Source organism: Streptomyces sp. NPDC104831 (assembly GCF_055583025.1).
The window spans coordinates 13,144-34,194 of record NZ_JBVJOT010000072.1 but is presented as its reverse complement, the minus strand read 5'-3'; the positions used below and the strand labels follow the sequence as shown (position 1 = coordinate 34,194).

The following is a 21,051-nucleotide window of genomic DNA, read 5'->3' as shown; positions in this document are numbered from 1 at the left end:
GAGAGACCGCCCCCCCCCCCCCCCCCCCCCCCCCCCCCCCCCCGTCCTCCCCCCCCCCCCCCCCCCCCCCCCCCCCGCCCCCCCCCCCCCCCCCGGCCCGTACGGTTTCGAGCGGGTGTGGTGCCGCTTCAGGAGCTGCGGGCCAGCAGTCCCTCCGCGAAGAGGCGGAACTTCTCGTCGGCGACGACCGCGTCCCCCTGCCGGAACGCCTCCGACTTCACCCACTGCGTGGCGGCCCGCACCTGGTCGGCGTCCAGGTCGAGGTTCAGGTTCTCGGCCGCGGCGCGCACGACCCGGTCGCTGGCCAACTGGGTGAGGACGACCGTCGGTTCGATGCCGAGCAGGTCCTCCGGGTCGTAGGGCTGGAACAGGGAGCGGTCCACGAAGGGCGTGCCGGTGGAGATGGTGCCGACGCCCGATCCCACCAGCGGGTCGGTGACCTTCAGCGGTGTACCGGTGGCCTCGGAGACCAGCCGCGTCAGCTCGGGGACGCGGCGCAGGTCCGGATCGGTCCACCAGAGCGGCTCGCTCGTGCCGATCAGGCCCGGCAGCCGCTCGGGCGCGTAGCTCAGCAGGAACATCAGCTGCTCGGTGCAGGCCATGCCGGACCGCTCCCCGAGGCCCAGCCACGAACTGGCGACGATGCGGATGCCGGCCCTGACCGCCTGCGCCGTGTTGGCGAGCGCCATTCCGAGGTCGTTGTGCAGGTGCGCCATGACGACGGCCTGGGGATCGGCCCGCCTGGTGACGTCCGTGTACAGCTCGTACGCCTCGTGCGGCAGGATGCCGCCGACCGTGTCGGCGAGCTGCACGCTGGCCACGCCCGCCTCGGTCAGCCGCGAGACGGCCTCGATCAGCAGTTCCCGGTCGGCCTGGGGCGCGTGGGAGAACGCCATGTCGATCGCCAGTCCGTCGGCCCGCTCGACCGCGTACCGGGCCATCTCCACCGCCTGGTCGACGGATTCCTTCGCCGATTTCTTCAGCAGCGCCTGGGACACCGCCTCGGAGCCCGGCAGGAAGTACATCAGCCGTCCGTGCGGTGCGCCACGCATCGCGGCGATCGCCGTGTCGATGTCGCGCGGGGTGCCGCGGCAGACGCAGGTCGCGCTGATCTCCTCGACCTCCTGCGCGACGCGGCGGGTGATCTCGAACTCCTCACGGCAGGCGGAGGGGAATCCGGCCGCGAACATGACGTGGCGGTGCCCGTCTGCGCCGAACATCCGCCCGTGGGCGCGGGCGAGGGCGATCCGCGTCTCCGCGTCCATCAGGGTCTTGCCCTGGGCACCGTCGCGCGCCGACTCCTCGAACACCACCAGTCTGCCCGCCTTGACGGAAGCCCGGACGGCATCGCCTTCCCACACCGAATCGTTGACCATCGCACTCTCCTCCACGTGCCGCAGTCTGGTCGTCACGGCGGCCGTCCCGGCTGTGGTCCGGGCGGCCGCGGCCGGAGCTGCCCGTGAGCACCGGCCGCAGGAACAGAGTCCGCGGGTCCCCGGAAAAATACGTGTGCCGCGGCCGTCCGCCGGGCGTATCAACGGCGCCGGCCGGCCCCTCTGCTGTGACGACCGGACCGCAGCCGTCCCTCAGGGGAACGGACAGGCATCAGGAGAGGACCCTCGCGATGGCCGTACCGATATCCACCACAGCCCAGCAGGACCCGGCCGCACGGCAGGAGGACGGTCCGAAGCTCGGCTTCGGCGTCCACTTCACCGACCACATGGTGACGATGCGCTGGACGTCCGCGCAGGGCTGGCACCCGATGCGGCTCGAACCGTACCGGCCGCTGGAACTCGACCCTTCGGCCCTGGGCCTGCACTACGGCCAGATCGTCTTCGAGGGGCTGAAGGCGTACGCGCAGGCCGACGGGACGGTGGCACTGTTCCGCCCCGGGTTCAACGCCCGGCGCCTCAACCACTCCGCCGCCCGCCTCGCCATCCCGCCGCTGCCCGAGGAGCACTTCATCGAGGCGTTGCGGAGCCTCGTCGCCGCGGACCGGACCTGGGTGCCCCAGGGCGTGGGCCGCAGCCTGTACCTGCGCCCGTACGTCATGGCCGTGGAACCCACCATCGGAGTCAGGCCCGCCCGTGAGTACCTGTTCGTGCTGATCGCCTCCCCCGTCGACCCGTTCTTCTCGACGGAGGTCAAACCGGTGACGGTGTGGGTGGCGGACGACTATGTGCGCGCCGCTCCCGGCGGCACCGGCGACATCAAGTTCCCCGGCAACTACGCCGCCGCCTTCCTCGCGCAGCAGCAGGCCGCCGAACACGGCTGCGACCAGGTGGTGTGGCTGGACGCGGTCGAACGGCGCTGGGTCGAGGAGATGGGGGCCATGAACCTCTTCTTCGTCGTCGACGACGGCCGCGGCAGGCCCGCCGTCGTCACTCCCCGGCTCACCGGCACGCTCCTGCCCGGCGCGGTACGGGACTCCCTGATCGCACTGGCGGCCGACGCGGGCTACCCGGTGCGCGAGGAACAGGTGTCCATCGACCGCTGGCAGTCGGGCTGGGAGGACGGCTCCATCCACGAGGTCTTCGCCTGCGGCACGGCCGCCGTCGTCACCCCGGTCGGCGCCCTCAAACGCGGCGCACGCCAATGGCGGGCCCCGGCCGGCACGGGCCACCCGATCACGCTCGGCCTGCGCCGGCGCCTCCTCGACATCCAGCACGGCTACGTCCCGGACACCCACGCCTGGATGATGCCGGTCACCGGCTGATTCCCCGCGTCCGGACCGCCGGCCGCCGCATCGGCCCGCTACGGCGACGGCGTCGAGGCGCTCACGGCTCTGGGCGGGGATCAGCCGACGGCCGCGCGGTGGGGCGTGCCGGCTCGGGGACGGCCGGTCGAGCCGGAGGTGTGGACGACGGAGCGCTCGCGAAGGCGGAGGCGATGCGAGCGACAGCGGGGTCGTCGTCGCGAGCCAGCCGGCGCAGGATGTCCTGCCCGATGGTTCCCGGCAGCTCGACCAGCGCCTGGACCAGACGTATCCGCGTCGCCGAGTCCGTGGCGGGCGCGGCGAGTTCGCCGACCAGTGCCGTCGTGATCCGCTCCGCGCACTCGGGGTCCCCGGAAAGCGTTCCCAGGACTTCCGCCGCCTCGACGTCGTTGGAGCCCTCGACCACCATGCCGACGAGTACCGGCACGGCCGCGGACACGCCACGCCTGCCCAGCGCCAGGGCGGCGTGTCCGCGCACCCCCGGGTCCGGGTCCCCGAGCGCGTCCGTGAGCACCGCGGCCGCGCCCGGGGCCCCGGCCATCCGAGCGATCGCCTGCACCGCGCGCCGTCTGACACCGGCATCTTCGGAGCGCATGCCTGCGGTCAGTACCGCCACGCCGCCGCCGTCCGATCGGGCGAGCGCCCAGCGCAGGGCGCCCGCGACGTTGGGGTCGGCTTCGGCGAGGACCGCCGCCGCCAGGAGCCCGGCGGGAACCGGGGTGCCCTCCGGCGGGGCCAGTACGGCCTGCTGCCTGCGTGCGGCGCTGGGCGAGTCGAGCCCCTGCATGAGCGCGACGACGCGCAGGACGTCCTGCCAGTCGGCGGGCGCGGAGGCATCGATCGCGCGCAGCCGTTCGAGCAGTTCCCGCTCCCGCTCCAGACGGTCCTCCGTCCACCGGATGAGATCACCGACCAGGGCTGACGGCGCGAAGGCCGAGTCCTCCAGGGCGCGTCCGATCTGCTTGAGCGAGAGCCCGAGGGACCGCAGGCTCTCCACGTGGAAGATCCTGCGGACGTCCTCGGAGGAGTACTCGCGGTAGCCGCCGACGGTGCGGCCGGTCGGCCGTACCAGCCCGAGGGCGTCGTAGTGCCGGAGCATCCGGGTGCTCACCCCCGAACGGCGGGCCACTTCACCGATCAGCACTCCGTGTCCTCCCCGGCGTTCGCGGCCTCGGCGACTTCACCCGGCTCGGTCCTCCCCATGGTCCCAGCCGGTCCCGTCGCGGTCACGGCGGCGGCGGCAGCGGCAGCGGCGTGATCCGGGCCGAGTGCGACGACGCGCTTCGCCTCCTCGACAGCCGCGTCGAAACCCCTCGCCGGGTCCTGCCGCAGCAACTCGGTGGCCCTGGCGTGCGTGGCCACGGCCGGGTCGGGACTCGCCGCGGCCTTCTCCAGGGCGGGTTCGACCGGGTCTCCGAGGTCCACGAGGGCCCGGCTCAGGCTCAGTCGCACCTCGCGATCGCCGCGACCGAGCTGCCGGACCAGTTCGTCGGCCAAGGCCCTCTTCCCGGCCTCGGGCACGAGGGCGACCGCGACCCGCCACGCGGTCCGCGCGACCTCGTCGTCGGCGTCCCGCAGCATGGAGCGCGTGATCCAGTCCCACGCGCTCCTGTCGCCGATCTTGGAGAGCGTGTGCAACGCCTGGCTGCGTGCCTGAGGTCTTACGGAGGTGAGTTCCCGGCGGATCCGGGGCAGGGTGACCTGCGGCGGGAGGCGGGTCAGCGCCCAGGACAGCATGTCCCGCACGTAGAAGTCCGGCTCGACCGCGCACCGCTCGACCAGCGTCTCCAGCAGGTCGGGTCCGGGAGCCGAACCGGCCGCGAGTGCCGCCCGGAGCCTGACCGACACGTTCTCGGCGCGCAGGGCGGCAGCCATGTCGGTGTTCCGCGGGGTTCCGTTTACGGGGTTGATCGAAACCACCTCCTGCGCTCAGGAGACACCTTGTCACCGTGTCAAGGTCAAGCCCGGCCGGTGGGGCACCACGGGTTTGCCGACGGTGCACGCGCCGTGCGAGCCTGGCCCACGGCGTACCGCTCGGCAGTGGAAGGGTTCCCATGACGCTCGGCATGGTTCTCGGCGATGTCTCCTCCCGCGCTGCGACGCGGGAGCGGTAGCCGCACCCACCGGAGCATCCGGCCCGCCCACGCACTCCTCGTCGCAGCGCGTTCCGTGCCCCCGCACGTCACGCACCCGAGGAGTACCCGGTGTCCACCGACCGCCGGAACGAACACACCCCGCGACAGACCCGACCGGGCATCGACTGGACCGAGGACGGCGTCGCCCACCGCGCACGCTGGCACTCGGAGAACGGCACCCCGGCACCGCGCCGCGTCGTCGTCGCCGACGACCGCATGAAGGCGGCGACCGCTCACCGGCTCGCCCGCCAGGGCACCGCGCTGCTGTGGCGCGGCGACTACCACAACGCCCGCCAACTGCTCCACGCCCTCGCCCGGCGGATCGACCGCGCCGCGCCCGCGCCGCCGGTGACCGACCCGGCGCAGACCTTCCACCGGCACCGCCGGGCCCGCCGCCACCGCGCCCGGGTCCTGGGCATGCTGCTGGTCCCGCTCGCCGACGACCACACCCTGGCGCTGCGCCGGGCCCCGGACGTCCGCCGGGCCTGCGCGCAGGCGTACGGCCCGGCCTCCGGACCGTACGCGGTCTCGCTCACCGAGCTGCTGGGCGTGCTCGGCGCGGCCGGATGGCGCGACAAGGGCGTCGAGGTGCCCGCGCTCGGCGCCCGCGTCCATCCCCACTACGGTGTCTTCGCGCCCGTACGGGGCGAGTACGTCGACCTGGTCGCCCGGGCCCCGCTGCCGTCCCCCGGCGGTCCGGGCCCACGCACCGCCTTCGACCTGGGCACCGGCACCGGGGTGCTCGCCGCCGTGCTGGCGCGCCGGGGCTTCAGCCGGGTGGTGGCCACCGACAGCGCACCGCGCGCCCTGGACTGCGCACGGGAGAACGTCGCCCGCCTCGGGCTCGCCGGACGGATCGAGGTACGCGGCCCGGCGCTCTACCCGCCGGGCCGCGCCGCACTCGTGGTGTGCAACCCGCCCTGGCTGCCCGGTCGTCCGGTCTCCACCGTCGAAGAGGGCGTCTACGACCCGGGCGGCGCCATGCTCCACGCCTTCCTCCACGGCCTCACCGGGCATCTGCTCCCCGGCGGGGAAGGCTGGCTCGTCCTGTCCGATCTCGCCGAACACCTCGGGTTGAGGGGGCGTGGGGAACTGCTGGACGCCATCGCGTCGGCCGGGCTGCACGTGGTCGGCCGGATCGGCACCCGGCCACGCCATCCGCGGGCCACCGACCCGGACGACCCGCTGCATGCCGCCCGGGCCGCGGAGGTCACCTCGCTGTGGCGGCTGGCGGCGCGGACATCCCCGTAGGAGCGGCGGGCCGGCACGTCGCGCCGGTGTGCCGTCGCGGCGGCGGGCGAGCGTCACTCCGCGAGGCCCAATGCCGCCGGCCTGCTCCGGCTGACGGGCGAAACACCAGGCATGAACCGGCCGAACAGGCACCATGGAATGACATTATTCGCAAATAAGACATAGTATCCATGGATCCGGTACCCACCGCGTCCGGAGGCCGACATCGCCACCGGCACCCAGACGAACGAGGCGAGCGCTCCCCCATGACTGATCCCGGTTCGACGAAGATCCTGATCTACGCGTTCAACTACGCGGACCGCATGCTGGAAGAGGTCCCCTATCTGCGGTACTCGGCCGAGCGCAGTCTGTGCTTCCTCGGGGATCTGCGCGACCCGGGCACCCGGATGGTGGTGATCACCTCGGAGGCCGTCGACCCCTATACGCTCGACTACCACCTGCGGGATGTCTTCCGCTTCGAGGGGCGGGCCCTGGACGACGTGCGGCGCAGGCTCACCCTGCTGACCCCGGCCTCCCGCGCGGCCCGCCCGCTGGACTCGCTGGTCGTGGCGGACGAGGCACTGGTCGAGACGTTGCGCCGGGCGGTCGCCGAGCGGCCCGCCGGCGTGATCGTGGACTTCTCCGCTTCTCCCGCGACGGACGAACTGGGCCGGCTGACCGGCGCGACGCCCGAGGAGCGCGACCACCTCTTCGTGGCCCGCTGGGGGAGCAAGGGCGGCGGCAAGGAGATCTGTCTGCGCGCCGGGGTCGCGGTGCCCGGGGGTACCTCCGAGGTGCTGCACAGCGAGGAGGAAGTGGTCGAGGCGATCCACCGGCTCTCCCGGGGCACGGCCCCCGCACGGCGTGCCATGGTCAAGCTCGACGCCATCACCTGGGCCGCCTCCATCGGCAACGTCCTGATCGACTGCGAGAAACTCCGGCACACCGGCGACCTGCTCGCGTCGGCCGAGGTGATCCGGCTGCACGCCGACGAGTTCCGCCGCGAACTGGCCGAACACGGCGCCGTCGTCGAGGAGTTCCTGGAGGGCATCACCGACTCCCCCAGCGGCCTGGGGCAGGTCGACCGGGACGGCACCGTACGCGTGGTCGCCTGCCACGACCAAGTGCTGAGCCGCGGCCAGTACTGGGGCTGCCGCTTCCCGTGCGACGAACGGTGGCGGCCGGCCGTCGAGGACGCGGTGCGCCGAACCGGCGGGGTGCTCGCCGGACTCGGCCACCGCGGCACCTTCGGCATCGACTTCGTGGTCGCCGGGGACCGGGGACCGCTCGCGGTCGAGATCAACCTGCGCAAGGTCGGCCCCAGCCACGTGATCCGCTGCGCCGAGGCGCTGGTGGGCGCGCGGGTCGGGGCGGACGGCACCCTGCGCGGTGCCGACGGCCGGCCGGTGTACTACACGCACAGACGGCTGCTGGAGCCCGAGACGCTCGGCAAGCTCGACCCGCGCGCCGCGGTGGAACGGCTGCGCTCCGAGGGGCTGTTGTACCGCCACGACACCGGCGAGGGCGTCGCCCTGCACGTCCTCGGCGCGCTCAACGCGTGCGGCTTCGTGGAACTGACCGCGCTCGCCCACGCGCGGGACACCGCGGACGCCTGCGCGCGGGCGGCGCAGGCGGTGCTGACCAGGCCGGAACCCGCCGCGTGACGGCGGCGGACCGACGCCCGGACGGGCTGCCACGGTAACCCCGGCCCGAAACCGGGCCACTCGCCCACCGGGAGCCGGCCTTCGACCCGCTCCCGGGGCGCCCGCAGATCACGGGGCGAGGTGATCGCGTACCCCTGCGAGCCAGGTTTCGACTCCGTCGGCAGGAGGCAACCGGCATCGCCGGGGGTCGGTTCCGGCCAGCCTGTCCGGGTGGGAATCCGAACGTTTTCGGCCGACTCCGCGGGCCGCCCGCGCCCCATCCGTTCGCGTTTTCCGCCACCGCCCGATGGCTGAACTGGGGTCCCGGCCTCCACCGCCGGTCGGCGGGCGGTGGGAACCGGCCTGTCCGGTCCTTACTCCGCCGGAACGTGCCGCTGTACTCTGACCCCCCTTGCGGCGACTTCGACTTCAGGTATCGGAGGCGAGATGTCCGGCGCGACACATGATCCGGTGTTCCCCGCGGTGGAGGCGGCGGCCTTCACCCGACGCCACATCGACGACCTGGCGGCCGGCCTGCTCGGCACCGTCCGGGTGCCCCACTTCTTCGGCCGGCCGGCGCTCGACTCCATGCTGACCTCGCTGCCCCGGGTCCCGGTGGTCAGCTTCGACCTGGACCGCATGCAGCATCCGATGGCCCGATTCGGTACCGCGCTCAACGACTACCGCACCCCCGAACTGGCCCTGGACGCCGACCGCTACTGGCACGACGCCGACACCGCGCGGCGCCAGTGGGCCGGGATCCGGATGACCCCCGACCCGTTGGAGCTGTCCCTGGACGCCCTCGGCCGGGCGTGGGGCGTGCGTCCCGCACCCGCCACGATCGACGGCCGGCCCGCCTTCGTCGGCATGCTGCGCGAGGTCAACGACGGCACCTTCATCCACTACGACGACATCAACCGCGAGTACCGCGGCGGACTCTTCGACCAGAAGGTCGTGGCCCAACTCGCCTTCAACGCCTGGCTGACGGTCCCCCGCGAAGGTGGCGCCACCACCGTGTGGCGCCACCGCTGGGAACCCGCCGACGAGAACCGCCGGCACGGCTACGGCTTCCAGCCCGCCGCGGTCGAGGACGATCCGTACGTCACGCTGTCCCCCACGGCCGGCGACGCCCTGCTGTTCAACGCGAACAACTACCACATCGTGCGTCCCAGCGCCCGGGGCCAGCGGCGGATCGCCCTCGCCTGCTTCCTCGGCATCACGGCGGGCGGCGAACTGATCGTCTGGTCCTGACGGTCCGCCTTCGGGGCGGCGAGCGGGGACCGTCCGGGTGAGCCGGCAGGTGGGGTCGGCCTGGGTGAGCAGGCCCATGCGGTTCCACGGCGGCCCCCGGACGCGGGGCCGACGACGCGGTCAGGGAGCGGTCACCTCGAACCGGGTGACGCGGACGGAGCCGCCGAGTGCCCCGGTGGTGTAGTTGAAGAGGGCGTAGCGGTAGCCCATGAAGAACTGCCAGGCGTTGTTCAGGGTGAACGCGGGTCCGAACGGGATGAAGTTGGTGCCGTCGGTGCTGTAGGAGAACCTGGCGGTGCGGTTCGCGCCGGGGGTGATGTCGGCCTTCGCCCGCAGCCAGATCCGGCTGCCCGAGACGTTGGCGCTCGCTCTCACGGTGCCGGTGCCGGTGGTGTTCCAGTTGGCGTCCATGGTGAGGCCGTCGACCATGACCACGCGGGTGCCGCCGCTGTCGCGCATGAGGCCGACGCAGGCGGAGGAGTCGCGCAGCAGGGCCAGGCCCGCCCGGTCCCCGTCCCGCATGCCGGAGTACTCCACCAGTGCCGTCGCGGTGGAGGTGGGCCCCGGAATGCGATGGGTGAGGGTGTTGCGGGCCCAGTACAGGTCGCCTGTGACGGTCGCGGTCCTCAGCGTGAGGCCGTTGCCCACCGACCACTTGGTGTTGTCGGGGTTGTGGTTCCACTCCCATTTCGGGGCCAGGGACGTCCCGGTGAAGTAGTCCACGCCCGTCATCGGCTCGACCGCGCGGGGCGGTGTGGGGACGACGGGGAGCGGATACGAGCCGCCCCAAGCGTTGTTGACGAGCTGCACGGTGGGCCAGCCGTCGGACGTCCAGGTGACCGGGGCCAGGACGGGGATGCGGCCGCCGGGATAGGCGTCGACGAACGCCATGTAGTACCACGCCCCGTACTGGGTCTGGACCAGCCCGCCCTGGTGGGGGACCCCTCCCCCGCTGACCGGGCCGGGCAGGTCGAGCAGCACCTGCCGGAGCGTGTAGGGCCCGAAGGGACCGCTCGTCGACTTCAGGACGTACTGGCCGTTGGCGGGGCGCGTCAGGAAGATGTAGTAGTTGCCGTTGATCTTGTAGAAGCGGGAGCCCTCCAGGGTCCCGATGTTCGACGGGGTGCTGAACACCTGCTGGGTGCGCACCTGGGTGCGGCCGTCCGCGGAGAGTTGCGCCACGTTGATCGTGGTGTTGCCGTACGCCACGTACAGGGTGTCGTCGGTGTCCACGAGCATGCCCGCGTCGTAGTAGGCGGTGCCGATGGTGGCCAGCCGGCTCCAGGGACCTTCGACGGTGGACGCCGTGTACAGGTACGTCTTGGCGAAGTCGATCTGGCCCACCCAGTAGAACGTCTTGTTGGACGGGCGGTAGGCCAGTGACGAGGCCCAGATGCCCCGGACGTAACCGCGGGCGCCGTTGAGGTCGTACTTGGACCCGAAGTCCAGCACCGGCACCGAATGGCCGGCGAACTCCCAGTTCACGAGGTCGTACGAGCGCAGGATCGGCGCACCGGGCGAGTAGTGCATGGTCGAGGCCGAGCAGTAGTACGTGTCGCCCACGCGGATGATGTCGATGTCCGCGAAGTCCTGCCAGAGCACGGGGTTGGCGTAGGTCGTGGCGCGGATCGGGGCAGGTGCGGCGGTCTGCGCGGCGGACGCCTGCCCGGCCGTCACGGTGGGCAGCACGCCTCCCGCGACCAGGCCGGTGCCCGCCGCGAGCGCGGCACGACGATTCACCGGATGACGTGACCATGACATGTGCGGCTCCTCGTGTCGTCGGCGCGCCGGACCGGAGGGGCAAGCCACGGCACCCCGGATGTTCGATTTCTCGAACGTTCTTCGGCTGATCGGACGTTAAGGATCGTAGAGAGCCCCGGGGGTCCGTCAACCCCTCTGCATCATTCGATGAGGGCGCCGAAACATTGCGACGCATCGACCGGTGGAGAGCGGGGGCGGTGCCGTCGCGCACCCCGAGGACGCGGCCCGGCGGCCCGCCTCGTACGCTGCCCTCATGGCATCCATCCCTGTCTCTCCTGCTCAGGCACTCGACGCCCTGCTCGACGGAAACCAGCGCTTCGTTTCCGGGACCCCGCGGCACCCCAACCAGGACGCCGCGCGGCGGGCCGAACTCGCCCCGGCCCAGAAGCCCTTCGCGGTCCTGTTGGGTTGCTCCGACTCCCGGCTGGCCGCCGAGATCATCTTCGACCAGGGCCTGGGCGACCTGTTCGTGGTGCGCACCGCCGGCCACGTCCTGGGTCCGGAGGTCCTCGGCAGCATCGAGTACGGCACCAGCGTGCTGGACTGCCGTCTCGTCGTGGTCCTCGGGCACGACTCGTGCGGCGCCGTCGCAGCGGCCCGCGCCGCCGTCGAGGACGGTGCGTCGGCGACGGGATTCGTCCGCGACGTCGTCGAGCGCGTCACCCCCAGCGTGCTCGCCGCCCGCGCGGCCGGCCTCACCGAGGACAGCCACATCATCGACACCCACATCGAGCACACCGTCGATCTGCTCCTGGACCGCTCGCGTGTCCTGGCCGACCAGGTCGCCGCCGGTCAGACCGGCGTCGTCGGCCTCGCCTACCGGCTCGCCGAAGGCAGCGCCCGGCTCGTCACCGCGCACGGCGTCCCCGGCGCGACCGCGTCCACCGCGCACGCCGGCTGATCGCCCACCCGGCCGAACCGCCTGCCGGCACCACCCGCGGCGTGCGGCGTGCGCACGCCGCGGGTGCTCAGAGCAAGCGGAGACCGGCAGGCCGCGCGTCCACGACGGGGACCACCCCGCTCCCCGGCCCGGCGAAGGCGGCCGGCGGGAAAGCGGGTCCTGGCCGGTCGGGCCCGCGGGAGCACGACCGGGCACACCTCCCGGCGGGCGACGGCGATCGGGACGGCCGGCGGGTCAGCGGAGCGCCCGGGCGTACGCGGACGGCATCCGGGACGGCTCGGACGACGGTCCGCACGGTGGTGCCGCCGGCCTCGCGCCTGGCGGATGCGTCACGCCGAGTGGCCCGCGTGCACCACGGCCCGGCGTCCCCGGCTGGCCGCCAGCACCTCCGGCAGCGGCAACGCCAGCGCTTGGGCCAGTTCGGTGAGTTCTTCCCGCGTCGGGCGGATCGGACCCTCGGCTCCGTCCTCGACGAACGCCTTGACGCGCGGGACGCGAATTCCGGTGGCGTAGGCGATCGCCTCGGCACTCAGGCACTGCCGGCGCAACGCCTGCGCGAGCAACTCGGCCAGTTCCATGGTCCACCTTCCTCTGGCTCCTCCGGCCGGTCCGGTCGCACACGGCCTTGGACGCCGCCCCGCGCCGGCCCGCTGCCCGGGCTCATGCGTGACGTATGCCCGGTCTGCCGTGTGGCATGAGTCGCAATCCCGGCCGGCATACCGGCGCCGGAACCGGGACGGCCGGGATACCGGCGAGGAGCCGCGAAGGCGATCGGGCGGCTGCGCCCCGGCGCGGGCGGGCCGGCACATCCGGAGGCGTCACGCGTGCCGGGCGTGGCGGGCCGGGCGCGCGGTGCTGATGCCGTACAGCCGCCAGGCGGTGCCGAGGACCAACGCGCCCGAGACCAGCGCGTAGAGGCCGACGACCTGTGCGAGGGTGATCGCGCCCATGTCCGGCCGAGCCCAGATCAGCACCCCGGCGATCACGGAGGCGGCGCCGGCCAGGAACAAGAGCCACTCGTGATGCAGTTCCCGGCGGAAGTGCACCGCTGCCCAGACCTCCGCGATGCCGGTGATCACGGCCCAGGCGCCGACCAGGGAGATCAGCGCCAGCGCGGTGACGCCGGGCCAGGCGATGGTGATCACGCCGGTCACGATGCCCAGGACGCCGCCGACCGCGTGCGCCAGCCGGTGCGCTGTGCCGCCTTCCTTGCGGACGGAACCCGCCAGCAGCGCCAGCCCGTCGACGAGCGCGTACACGCCGAACAGCAGAGCCAGTGCCAGGACCGTCACCCCCGGCCACACCAGTGCCACGATCCCGAACGACAAGGCCGCCGCACCCCGCAGTACCAGCATCCACATCAGCTGTCGACGCACTCGCTCGTCCCTTCGCTCGACCGAACCGATTCGCCCCTCATACCCCCGGTTCACCGGCTTACCGGCCTACGGCGGGGGGAGGCGCGGCGCCGTGCAGGCACCGCGGCGCACGGCGTCGTCCGCCCGGCCGGCCCACCGTCCGGGGGCGTCGGCTGGAGGTGGACGCGGGCGCCGGTGCCTGGGCACGACGCCGGCCCGGGCTCGGTCAACGCCGGCCTGCGACGCCCCCGTCGGACCGCCGCCTTGCTCGCCAGGGCGGACGGACCCCGGGCGCGGGGTGCTGCGGCTGGGACAGGGCGAGGGAGGCGCCGAGGAGTCTGCGCAGTGCGATCACCGCTGCTGCCAGGAGGACGCTGTTCCACGACGGCTCGCCGGCCAGTCGCAGCAGGCCGGCGGCGGTCAGGAAGTCCAGCAGCACGGCCAGGGCCCCTCGCACGGTGCGCGTCAGGCGCCAGGCCGCTGCCGCGGCGACGAGGCCGAGGGCGGTGATCAGCACGGCCGCCGTCTGTGGCCACGCGTTCATCCCGGCAGGTCCTTGGCACCGTGCGAGGGCGCCGCCTCTCCTCGTTCGAGTTCGGCCCGCTCCTGGGCGATCTCCCGGCCGAGGAAGTAGTTCAACGCGGTCCGGATGGCAGCGATGGCCGCCAGTTGGCCGATCTCCGTGAAGCTCGGCGCGACCGCCGTGCGCAGCACGTCACCGGCGAGCTGGAATTCCAGGCCCAGCACGAGGAAGCGGCCCAGGCTCAGCCTGATCCGGTTGAACCCCGCCACCTTGCCGCGTCCTCGCGTGCCCGCCCGTACGAACTGGACGAACGCCCACACGCCACCGATGAAGATGATCAGCGCACCGGCGGACTCGATCAGCCTGACCAGCAGACCGATCACCTCGCGCAGGGCCGACTCGGGCAGCACTTCCACCGACAAGGTCATGCGGGTGCCGGTACCCCCGGGCGCGGCCGACGACGCCCCTTCCCCGAGGTCTTCACCCGGTACCCGGGCCGCATCCGGTGCGCTCGCCTGGGGACCGGCCGCGCACCGACAGCGGCTCGCCCGCGGCGGCGTCGGCGGGACTGGACACGAGTCCGCCGGTGAAGCGGGGGTCGTACCGCGCTGCCGGGGGCTGGATGACGTGCGGCCAGTACTCCTGGCCGGTGCCGCCCCGGGTGACCGCGAACAGCCGGGATCCGTACCGGGATCAGGCCGGGCCGCGCGGGGCGACGCCGTCGCCGTCGCGACCGCCCTGGAAGGCGAATTCGAGCGGCGGTGTGCCGTCGGCCGGGGCGGCGCTCTGCACGAGCAGGTCGGGTGTGCTGCCGGCGGCCCGGGCGAGGTACGTGCCGTCGCCGATGAAGGCGACCGCGGTGGACGACGCCCCGGCCGGCAGGGCCTGGTACTGGCCGGGCGCGTCGGACAGGGCGTCGGCGTTCAGCAGCCGGGTCCCGCTCGAACTCCGGCTCGGCGGCGCGGCCGTCCATGCCCACCCACGCGGAGGGCCTCCGGACAGGTGTGGATGCCCGGACGGAGCACGCCTGACCCGTTCGGCCCACGGCGCGCCCGCCGCCGCGACGGAACGGGAAGGAGGACGGGTACGGCAACCGGCCACAGCAACCGAGGAGGACCATGAACGACCACCGGGACACACCCGACGACGGGCACCGCCGCCCCGAAGGCGTCGGCGACCGGACCGTCGAGGCGCTCGGATCGCTGTCGAAGGCACTGGAGACCACCGAGCGCGCCCGCGGCCACCTGTACAGCTTCCACCAGCTCACCGGCGGGGCCGACCTGGAGCTGGACCGGACGGTACGGCTGCTGCGCGAGGCCGGGCACACGGAGTGGGCGGACAAGGTGGAGACCGAGATCCTGGGCCGCAACGTCATCCCGGGGCATTGGACGTTCCAGATCGTCGAAGCCTACGACGACACGTACTACCGGCCCTTCCAGGAGTTGGAGCACCGCGCGGTGAGGGAACTCGTCCAGGGCCGCAGGCACCTGTACGAGGCGGAGATGAAGGAGGCCCGCCGCACCCCGGGTCACCCCGACCACGACGCGCGTCCACCAGCCGTCCGGGGCTGACCGAGGCGAAGTCCCACCCCGCATCCCACACCAGGACGGCGCCCATGCAGACGTTCCTGCCCGACTCCGACTTCCGGCGTTCCGCCCTGCTCCTGGACCGCCGGCGCCTGGGCAAGCAGCGGGTCGAGGCGCTCCAGGTCCTGCGCGGACTGACCGTGCCCGGCTACGGCTGGCGCAGGCACCCGGCCGTACGGATGTGGAGCGGGTACGAGGAGGCCCTGGTCCGGTACGGGCTGGAGATCTGCCGGGTGTGGCGGGAGCAGGGACACCAGGACAGCTGCGCCGCGTCACTCGTCGCCGGCTACGCCGGAAACCGCCCGGGCGCCCCCGTACGCGACCAGGCCGCGCTCGCCCGTGCCGGGGAACTGCCGCCGTGGCTCGGGGACGCCGCCTTCCACCGCAGCCATCAGTCGGCGCTCGTCCGCAAGGACCGCGAGACGTACGCGGAGGTGTTCCCCGGCGTTCCCGACGACCTGCCCTACGTATGGCCGTCCTCCGACCGGGAGGCCACCGCCACCTGACCACCGGCCCGTGGCGGCGAGCCGGGGCGAGACGGCGGCGGGGCCCCGCTCACACGCCGCGTGCGGCCCCCGGTCCGGGACCGCCCGGCGCCCACCGGGTGTGGTCGAGGCGGCGGAGGAGCACGGCAAGCGACTGCCGCGGGTCCTGTCCGGCCGTGTCGATGACGATGTGCTCCCGGTTCCACGGTTCGTAGTCGCGGTCGAGGACCTGCTGCCAATCGGGCAGTGGCAGGTCCGGGATGTCGGCCGATCGTGTGGTCACGCGGTTTCGGTGCTCGTCCGGGTCCGAGCAGACGACTTCCACCTCGGCGACGGGGACGGCCGCCCGGACCCCGACGCTCCGCCAGCTGTCGCGGGTGACGGCCAGCGGGTTCACGGATTCCGCGATCACGGTCAGCCCTTGCCGGAGATGATCGTCGGCCAAGGCGTACCCGATGACGTAGCCGGCCGGTCCGACGGGGTGCCGGGCCAGACCGGAGCGGACGACGGCCTGTTCGATGGTGTCGATGCGCAGGTGGACCGCGCCGACGCGGGCGGCCAGCAGCCGGGCCAGGGTCGTCTTGCCGGTGCCGGGCAGTCCGCCGATCACGATGAGCATGTGCTCATCCTGCCGGAGCGGTACGCGCGCGGGGCGAGGGGGCCTGCGGGAGGGCGGGTGCCGGACCGGGCGGTGTTCCGGCCGTCGAAAGCCGGCCGGACACCGCCGGACGCGTGCGTGCCTGGACGCCGCGCGGGCGCCGGTCCGTCACTGCGGGTCCGGGTGGTTGCCGGGCTCGCCGCCCGGTCCGGCCAGGGGTGTCGGTGACAGGGTCGTGGGTTCCTCGCCCGGTTCGAGCAGGGTCTCCGCCGCGCCGACGATCAGCGGGTCGGGGGTGCCGACCGCCTCGTGGTCCTTGGCCGGGTAGTCGAAGCGGCCGAGGAGACTGCGCATCGCCTCCAGCCGGCCCCGCCGTTTGTCGTTGTTCTTCACGACCGTCCAGGGCGCGTGCGGCGTGTCGGTGGCCCGGAACATGTCGACCTTGGCCGTGGTGTAGTCGTCCCAGCGGTCGAGGGAGGCCAGGTCCGTCGGGGAGAGCTTCCACCGGCGCACCGGATCGACCTGGCGGATCGCGAACCGGGTGCGCTGCTCGGCCCGGGACACCGAGAACCAGAACTTGACCAGCAGGATGCCGTCGTCGGTGAGCAGGCGCTCGAACATCGGGGCCTGCTGGAGGAACTGCCGGTACTCGTCCTGCGTGCAGAACCCCATGACCCGCTCGACGCCCGCGCGGTTGTACCAGGAGCGGTCGAAGAAGACGATCTCGCCGCGGGCCGGCAGGTGGGCCACGTAGCGCTGGAAGTACCACTGGCCCGCCTCGCGCTCGGTCGGCTTCTCCAGCGCCACCACCCGGGCACCGCGAGGGTTGAGCCGCTCGGTGAAGCGCTTGATCGTGCCGCCCTTGCCCGCCGCGTCCCGTCCCTCGCAGACCACGACGACCCGCTGGCCGGTGTCCTTCACCCAGCGCTGGAACTTCAGCAGCTCGATCTGCAGGATGCGCTTGGTCTGCTCGTACTCGCGCCGGCCGATCCTGTGGTCGTAGGGGTGGTTCTCCCGCCAGGTCTCGATCGGCCGGCCGCCGGCGTCCAGGAGCACCGGCCGTTCCGGCTGCCGGTCGTCCACCTCGAGCCCCCGCAGCAGGTCGTCCTCCCGCACCGTGCCGTGGGTCTCCTGGGTCTGGGTCGCCTGCTCGTGCTCGGCCACGACACCGCCTCTCCGCCTCGCCGCTCACCGGGGCCGTCCCGCCCGGTCTTCTCCCACGTGCCCACCCGAACGGGTCCCAGACACCTGTACCGTCGCTACGGTCGTTCCTTTCCGTACGGTGCGAGACAGAAAGGCGATCACATGGCCGAACTGCGCCTGGGACCACTGCTGAGGTACACCGACGGATCGTGCGCGACCGTGTGGGTCGAGACGGACGTGCCCTGCACGGCGCGCGTGCGCTGCCCGGACGGCGCGGGCGGCACGGCCTCCACCTTCCGGGTGGCCGGGCACCACTACGCCCTCGTCACGGTGACCGGGCTGCGACCGGGCACCTCGCCGTCGTACGAGGTGTTCCTGGACGACGCGCCGGTGTGGCCGCTGCCCGACTCCCCCTTCCCGCCCTCGGTCATCCGGTCCCCCGGCGGCGGCGACGCCGTCCGGGTCACGTTCGGATCGTGCCGCTGGGCCGCGCCCCCGGCCGACGGCAAGGACCCGGTCGGCCCCGACGCGCTCGACACCCTCGCCAAGCGGCTGGCGGCCGACCCCGACGCGCGGCGCCCGGACGTCCTGCTGCTCCTGGGGGACCAGGTCTACGCCGACGAGGTCTCCGAGGAGACCCGGCGCCTGCTGGCCGGTCGCCGCGACCTCGGCAAGGCGCCCGGCAGCCAGGTCGCCGACTACGAGGAGTACTGCCACCTCTACTACGAATCCTGGCTCGACCCGGAGATCCGCTGGCTGCTGTCCACCGTGCCCAGCTTCATGATCTTCGACGACCACGACATCGTGGACGACTGGAACACCTCCGCCGCCTGGCTCGCCGACATGCGCTCCACCGACTGGTGGCAGCAGCGGCTGCTGAGCGGCCTGATGTCCTACTGGGTCCACCAGCACCTGGGCAACCTCTCCCCCGCCGAACTGGCCGGCGACCCGGCCTGGGCCGCCGTGCGCAGCGCACCGGACGGCACGCACGCGCTGCGCGCCCTCGCCGAGCGGGCCGACGCCGATCCCTCCTCGGTCCGCTTCAGTTACCGGCGCGACTTCGGCCGGGTCCGGGTGGTGATGGTCGACTCCCGGGCCGCACGCGTGCTGGACGAGGACCGGCGCGCCATGCTCGACCCGGGCGAGGCCGACTGGCTGCGCGAGCAGGTCCTGGCCGACGAGGGGGCTTACGACCACCTCCTGATCGGCACTTCCCTGCCCTGGCTGCTGCCGCACCTGGTGCACGACGCCGAGGGCTGGGACGCGGCCCTGTGCGCCGGGGAACGCGGGGAGCGCTGGGCCCGCTTCGGCGAGTGGCTGCGCCGTGGCGCCGATCTGGAGCACTGGGCGGCCTTCCCGCGCTCCTTCGCCGATCTCGCCGGCCTCATCGGCGAAGTGGGATCCGCGCCGGGCGCGCCGGCGAGCGTGTGCGTGCTGTCCGGGGACGTGCACCACGGCTACGTCGCGCGCGCCTCCTGGCCGTCCGGCGGCCCCGGCATACCGGTCGTCCAGCTCACCTGCTCGCCCGTGCACAACTCCGTGCCCCTGACGATGCGGATCGGTTTCCGCTTCGGCTGGAGCGCCCCGGCCCGCCTCTTGGGGCGGCTGCTGGCCCGGCACGGCCGCTGCCCCCGGCCGCCGGTGAGGTGGCGCAAGCAGGGCGGGCCGTGGTTCGGCAACCAGCTCATGACCCTCACCCTGCGCGGCCGTTCGGCCCACCTGCGCCTGGAGCGCACCGGTGGGGACGAGACACTGCGGACCGTGCACGAGACCGTCCTGACCGCCGGGTAGTACAGCGCCGGGCGGCGTGCCGCACCGGGTCCGGGCCAGGGGCGGACCTGCTGGGCCGGCCGGAGGTCATCGGCCGTCGAGGACGCCGGGGGTGTCGTGCAGGACCACGCTTTCTGCCAGCGGGACGCGCCCCATGCCGATGTCGTACAGGGGCGAGGTCCGGTCGCCGGTGCCGAACGCGATGCCGAACAGCAGCTTGAGGTCCTCGTGGACGCCGAGGGTCCGGCGGACGGTGTCGGCGTAGAGGCCGAGTATGGCCTGCGGTATGCCGCGGTGGCCGCGGGCGGTGAGCGAGAGCAGGAAGTTCTGGGCGTACATGCCGACGTCACCGGCTGCCCGTACGCCGTCGCCGAGGACCGGTATGAAGAGGAGGGCCACGTGGGGTGCCCCGTAGAAGCGCAGGTTCTCGCGGACGACCTCCTTCCGGCCCTCGTGGTCCGAGCGCGCCACGCCCCACCTGCCGTAGACGAGGGCGGCGTGCTCGTGCGACCGGTCGCGGTGGACGCCCCGGCCGTAGTCGAAGGGGAAGTCGGGGGCGACCCGGTCCTCCTCGTGCGCCTTGAGCAGTTCCTCGCTCAGGGTGTCCCGGGCCGCGCCGGAGACGATGTGGACGTTCCAGGGTTGGGTGTTGCTGTTCGAGGGGGCGGTCTGGGCGTCTTCCAGGACACCGCGGATGTCCGCGGGAGACAGCGGGGCGGGCAGGAACCGCCTCGGGGAGTGCCTGGTTCGCGCGAGGTCGGTGAAGACTGAGGCGGTGGTGGGCAAGGAAGCTCCTTCGTGGGCGTTCTCGTTGTCGCGGCAGGGCCGCGGGCGCCGTACCGCGAGGCGGGGGCCGTGAGTCAGCGGTGCGGGGAGCGGTTGGGTTCCGCGGTTTCCTCCGGCGTGGGCGCGGAGGTGAGCGCCGCGAGGCGGCTCGTCCGGCGGTCCCGGACACGCGGGGCGCCTCGCGGACGGCGGCGAACGGGAGCGCGACGCGGCCCGGGGTACCCGTCGGTGCGACCCCTGGTCCGCACCCGGGAGTTCGCCACCCGGACATCGTGGCCGCCGGCGCCGGACGTGCGCGCCGGCGAGGTGTCGCTCGGGTCGGTTCCGATGATGCCGAGTTCCATGATGTGTCCCTCCGAAGGGCACGTCACTCCTCTGGAGGCGGGGTGACGTGGTCGGCGGCCGCGCCGGGCGGCGCGCGGCGCCTGCGGGGTTCGCCGGTTCGGTGGCCTACTCCGCGTCGCCGGGCCGGCGGTAGCCGCTTTCGATGAGGTCGCGCAGCCGGCCGAGCGACTCCTCGTCGGCGGCGCCGGTGCCCATCAGCCAGGCGACGGAACAGGCGGCGAGGAACAGGTCGTATCCCGTCACCGAAGGCCGTGCGCGTCCCGCCCGCCGGGCTGCCGCCACGTACGCGTCCGTCGTGGCGACGAGCATGTCGCAGGGCAGGGTCAGGGGGTTGTCCGGCTCCTGCGCCCTGGCCGCGACCATGAGCGGTTCCGGCAGCCCGCTGAACGCGCTGAAGTACTCCTCCAAGGCCCGCAGCCACTGCCGCAGCCCCTCGGCCGCGTCGTCGATCCCGGCGATCTCCGCCCGGCGGGCCATCAGCTCGTCCGAGCGGGTCTGCAGCACCGCCGCCAGCAGCGCCTCCCGGGTCGGGAAGTGCCGGTACAGCGTCGCGGGCCCGACTCCGGCCTCCTTGGCGACCGCCTCCAGCGACGTGCCCACCCCGTACTTCAGGAAGTGGCGCTGCGCCGCCTCCAGGAGCGCGGCCCGGTTGCGCATGACGTCCGCACGCGGCTTGCGCCCCTGCTGCCCGCCATTCATTCGCACTCCCGTTCTGCTGCACCGGCGAAACGGATGCTGCCTCCGTATTCTGGGGAGATGAAAAGAAGGAGGGCGTGCGCGCAGGGGGCAGGGGGGGGGGAGGGGGGTGGGGGGGGGGGGGGCG

21 protein-coding genes are annotated in these 21,051 nt (G+C 73.2%); 8 read left to right on the top strand and 13 right to left on the bottom strand.

The features are described from left to right. Positions 1-128: 128 nt before the first annotated feature. Complete coding sequence (locus tag ACZ63H_RS33875) at positions 129-1,376, bottom strand: 2-isopropylmalate synthase (protein WP_469871727.1); 1,248 nt, start codon at positions 1,374-1,376, stop codon at positions 129-131. A gap of 248 nt (positions 1,377-1,624) precedes the next feature. Between ACZ63H_RS33875 and ACZ63H_RS33870 the strand changes: the two genes are divergently transcribed. Then, positions 1,625-2,716, top strand: a complete 1,092-nt coding sequence (locus ACZ63H_RS33870; protein WP_469871725.1) for a branched-chain amino acid aminotransferase — start codon at positions 1,625-1,627, stop codon at positions 2,714-2,716. Positions 2,717-2,777: 61 nt separating this feature from the next. Here ACZ63H_RS33870 and ACZ63H_RS33865 read toward each other — a convergent pair whose 3' ends face one another. After that, the gene (locus ACZ63H_RS33865; RefSeq protein WP_469871723.1) at positions 2,778-3,860 is read right to left on the bottom strand and encodes a HEAT repeat domain-containing protein; all 1,083 of its coding nucleotides are present in this window, start codon (positions 3,858-3,860) and stop codon (positions 2,778-2,780) included. Next, complete coding sequence (locus ACZ63H_RS33860) at positions 3,854-4,591, bottom strand: HEAT repeat domain-containing protein (protein ID WP_469871721.1); 738 nt, start codon at positions 4,589-4,591, stop codon at positions 3,854-3,856. Before ACZ63H_RS33860 ends, ACZ63H_RS33865 begins: the two co-directional genes overlap by 7 nt. Positions 4,592-4,920: 329 nt before the next feature. Between ACZ63H_RS33860 and ACZ63H_RS33855 the strand changes: the two genes are divergently transcribed. The 3 genes from ACZ63H_RS33855 to ACZ63H_RS33845 all read left to right on the top strand — a co-directional run bounded on the left by ACZ63H_RS33855 (position 4,921) and on the right by ACZ63H_RS33845 (position 8,975). Beyond that, complete coding sequence (locus tag ACZ63H_RS33855) at positions 4,921-6,102, top strand: methyltransferase (protein ID WP_469871719.1); 1,182 nt, start codon at positions 4,921-4,923, stop codon at positions 6,100-6,102. 245 nt (positions 6,103-6,347) lie between these two features. Beyond that, positions 6,348-7,745 carry an L-propargylglycine--L-glutamate ligase BesA gene (gene besA / locus ACZ63H_RS33850; protein WP_469871717.1) on the top strand — a complete coding sequence of 466 codons (1,398 nt, stop codon included), beginning with the start codon at positions 6,348-6,350 and terminating at the stop codon, positions 7,743-7,745. A gap of 426 nt (positions 7,746-8,171) precedes the next feature. After that, entirely contained in the window at positions 8,172-8,975 is an 804-nt protein-coding gene (locus ACZ63H_RS33845) for a 2OG-Fe(II)-dependent halogenase WelO5 family protein (RefSeq protein WP_469871715.1), read from the top strand. A gap of 120 nt (positions 8,976-9,095) precedes the next feature. Here the strand turns inward: ACZ63H_RS33845 and ACZ63H_RS33840 are convergent, their stop codons facing one another. Next, positions 9,096-10,736, bottom strand: coding sequence for a glycoside hydrolase family 43 protein (locus ACZ63H_RS33840; RefSeq protein ID WP_469871713.1), 1,641 nt, complete (start codon positions 10,734-10,736; stop codon positions 9,096-9,098). A 253-nt stretch (positions 10,737-10,989) separates the two neighbouring features. Between ACZ63H_RS33840 and ACZ63H_RS33835 the strand changes: the two genes are divergently transcribed. After that, complete coding sequence (locus ACZ63H_RS33835) at positions 10,990-11,637, top strand: carbonic anhydrase (protein ID WP_469871711.1); 648 nt, start codon at positions 10,990-10,992, stop codon at positions 11,635-11,637. 329 nt (positions 11,638-11,966) lie between these two features. On the opposite strand, the gene ACZ63H_RS33830 is transcribed toward ACZ63H_RS33835, so the two are convergent. From ACZ63H_RS33830 to ACZ63H_RS33810, 5 genes are all read right to left on the bottom strand, one after another. After that, positions 11,967-12,215: an XRE family transcriptional regulator gene (locus ACZ63H_RS33830; protein ID WP_469871709.1), complete on the bottom strand. Its 249-nt coding sequence runs from the start codon at positions 12,213-12,215 to the stop codon at positions 11,967-11,969. A 240-nt stretch (positions 12,216-12,455) separates the two neighbouring features. Further along, positions 12,456-13,013: an HdeD family acid-resistance protein gene (locus tag ACZ63H_RS33825; protein ID WP_469871707.1), complete on the bottom strand. Its 558-nt coding sequence runs from the start codon at positions 13,011-13,013 to the stop codon at positions 12,456-12,458. Positions 13,014-13,218: 205 nt separating this feature from the next. After that, positions 13,219-13,536 (bottom strand): hypothetical protein, encoded by a 318-nt coding sequence (locus tag ACZ63H_RS33820; RefSeq protein ID WP_469871705.1) that lies wholly within the window; start codon positions 13,534-13,536, stop codon positions 13,219-13,221. Continuing rightward, positions 13,533-13,943, bottom strand: a complete 411-nt coding sequence (locus tag ACZ63H_RS33815; protein ID WP_467934048.1) for a DUF1622 domain-containing protein — start codon at positions 13,941-13,943, stop codon at positions 13,533-13,535. The genes ACZ63H_RS33820 and ACZ63H_RS33815 overlap by 4 nt, the downstream gene beginning before the upstream one ends. Positions 13,944-14,208: 265 nt before the next feature. Beyond that, positions 14,209-14,616: a hypothetical protein gene (locus ACZ63H_RS33810; RefSeq protein WP_469871703.1), complete on the bottom strand. Its 408-nt coding sequence runs from the start codon at positions 14,614-14,616 to the stop codon at positions 14,209-14,211. Positions 14,617-14,633: 17 nt separating this feature from the next. Here ACZ63H_RS33810 and ACZ63H_RS33805 point away from each other — a divergent pair, with 17 nt between their 5' ends. Then, positions 14,634-15,086: a hypothetical protein gene (locus ACZ63H_RS33805; protein ID WP_469871701.1), complete on the top strand. Its 453-nt coding sequence runs from the start codon at positions 14,634-14,636 to the stop codon at positions 15,084-15,086. A 44-nt stretch (positions 15,087-15,130) separates the two neighbouring features. Beyond that, positions 15,131-15,607 carry an MSMEG_6728 family protein gene (locus ACZ63H_RS33800; RefSeq protein WP_469871699.1) on the top strand — a complete coding sequence of 159 codons (477 nt, stop codon included), beginning with the start codon at positions 15,131-15,133 and terminating at the stop codon, positions 15,605-15,607. A 49-nt stretch (positions 15,608-15,656) separates the two neighbouring features. Here ACZ63H_RS33800 and ACZ63H_RS33795 read toward each other — a convergent pair whose 3' ends face one another. Beyond that, complete coding sequence (locus ACZ63H_RS33795) at positions 15,657-16,205, bottom strand: P-loop nucleotide/nucleoside kinase family protein (protein ID WP_469871697.1); 549 nt, start codon at positions 16,203-16,205, stop codon at positions 15,657-15,659. 147 nt (positions 16,206-16,352) lie between these two features. Continuing rightward, complete coding sequence (ppk2, locus tag ACZ63H_RS33790) at positions 16,353-17,348, bottom strand: polyphosphate kinase 2 (protein WP_469871695.1); 996 nt, start codon at positions 17,346-17,348, stop codon at positions 16,353-16,355. A gap of 141 nt (positions 17,349-17,489) precedes the next feature. Between ppk2 and ACZ63H_RS33785 the strand changes: the two genes are divergently transcribed. Then, positions 17,490-19,118, top strand: coding sequence for an alkaline phosphatase D family protein (locus tag ACZ63H_RS33785; RefSeq protein WP_469871693.1), 1,629 nt, complete (start codon positions 17,490-17,492; stop codon positions 19,116-19,118). 66 nt (positions 19,119-19,184) lie between these two features. On the opposite strand, the gene ACZ63H_RS33780 is transcribed toward ACZ63H_RS33785, so the two are convergent. Together ACZ63H_RS33780 and ACZ63H_RS33775 are read right to left on the bottom strand one after the other, a co-directional pair. Then, complete coding sequence (locus tag ACZ63H_RS33780) at positions 19,185-19,883, bottom strand: nitroreductase (RefSeq protein ID WP_469871691.1); 699 nt, start codon at positions 19,881-19,883, stop codon at positions 19,185-19,187. Between the two features lie 450 nt (positions 19,884-20,333). Beyond that, positions 20,334-20,927, bottom strand: coding sequence for a TetR/AcrR family transcriptional regulator (locus ACZ63H_RS33775; protein WP_469871689.1), 594 nt, complete (start codon positions 20,925-20,927; stop codon positions 20,334-20,336). Positions 20,928-21,051: the final 124 nt, after the last annotated feature.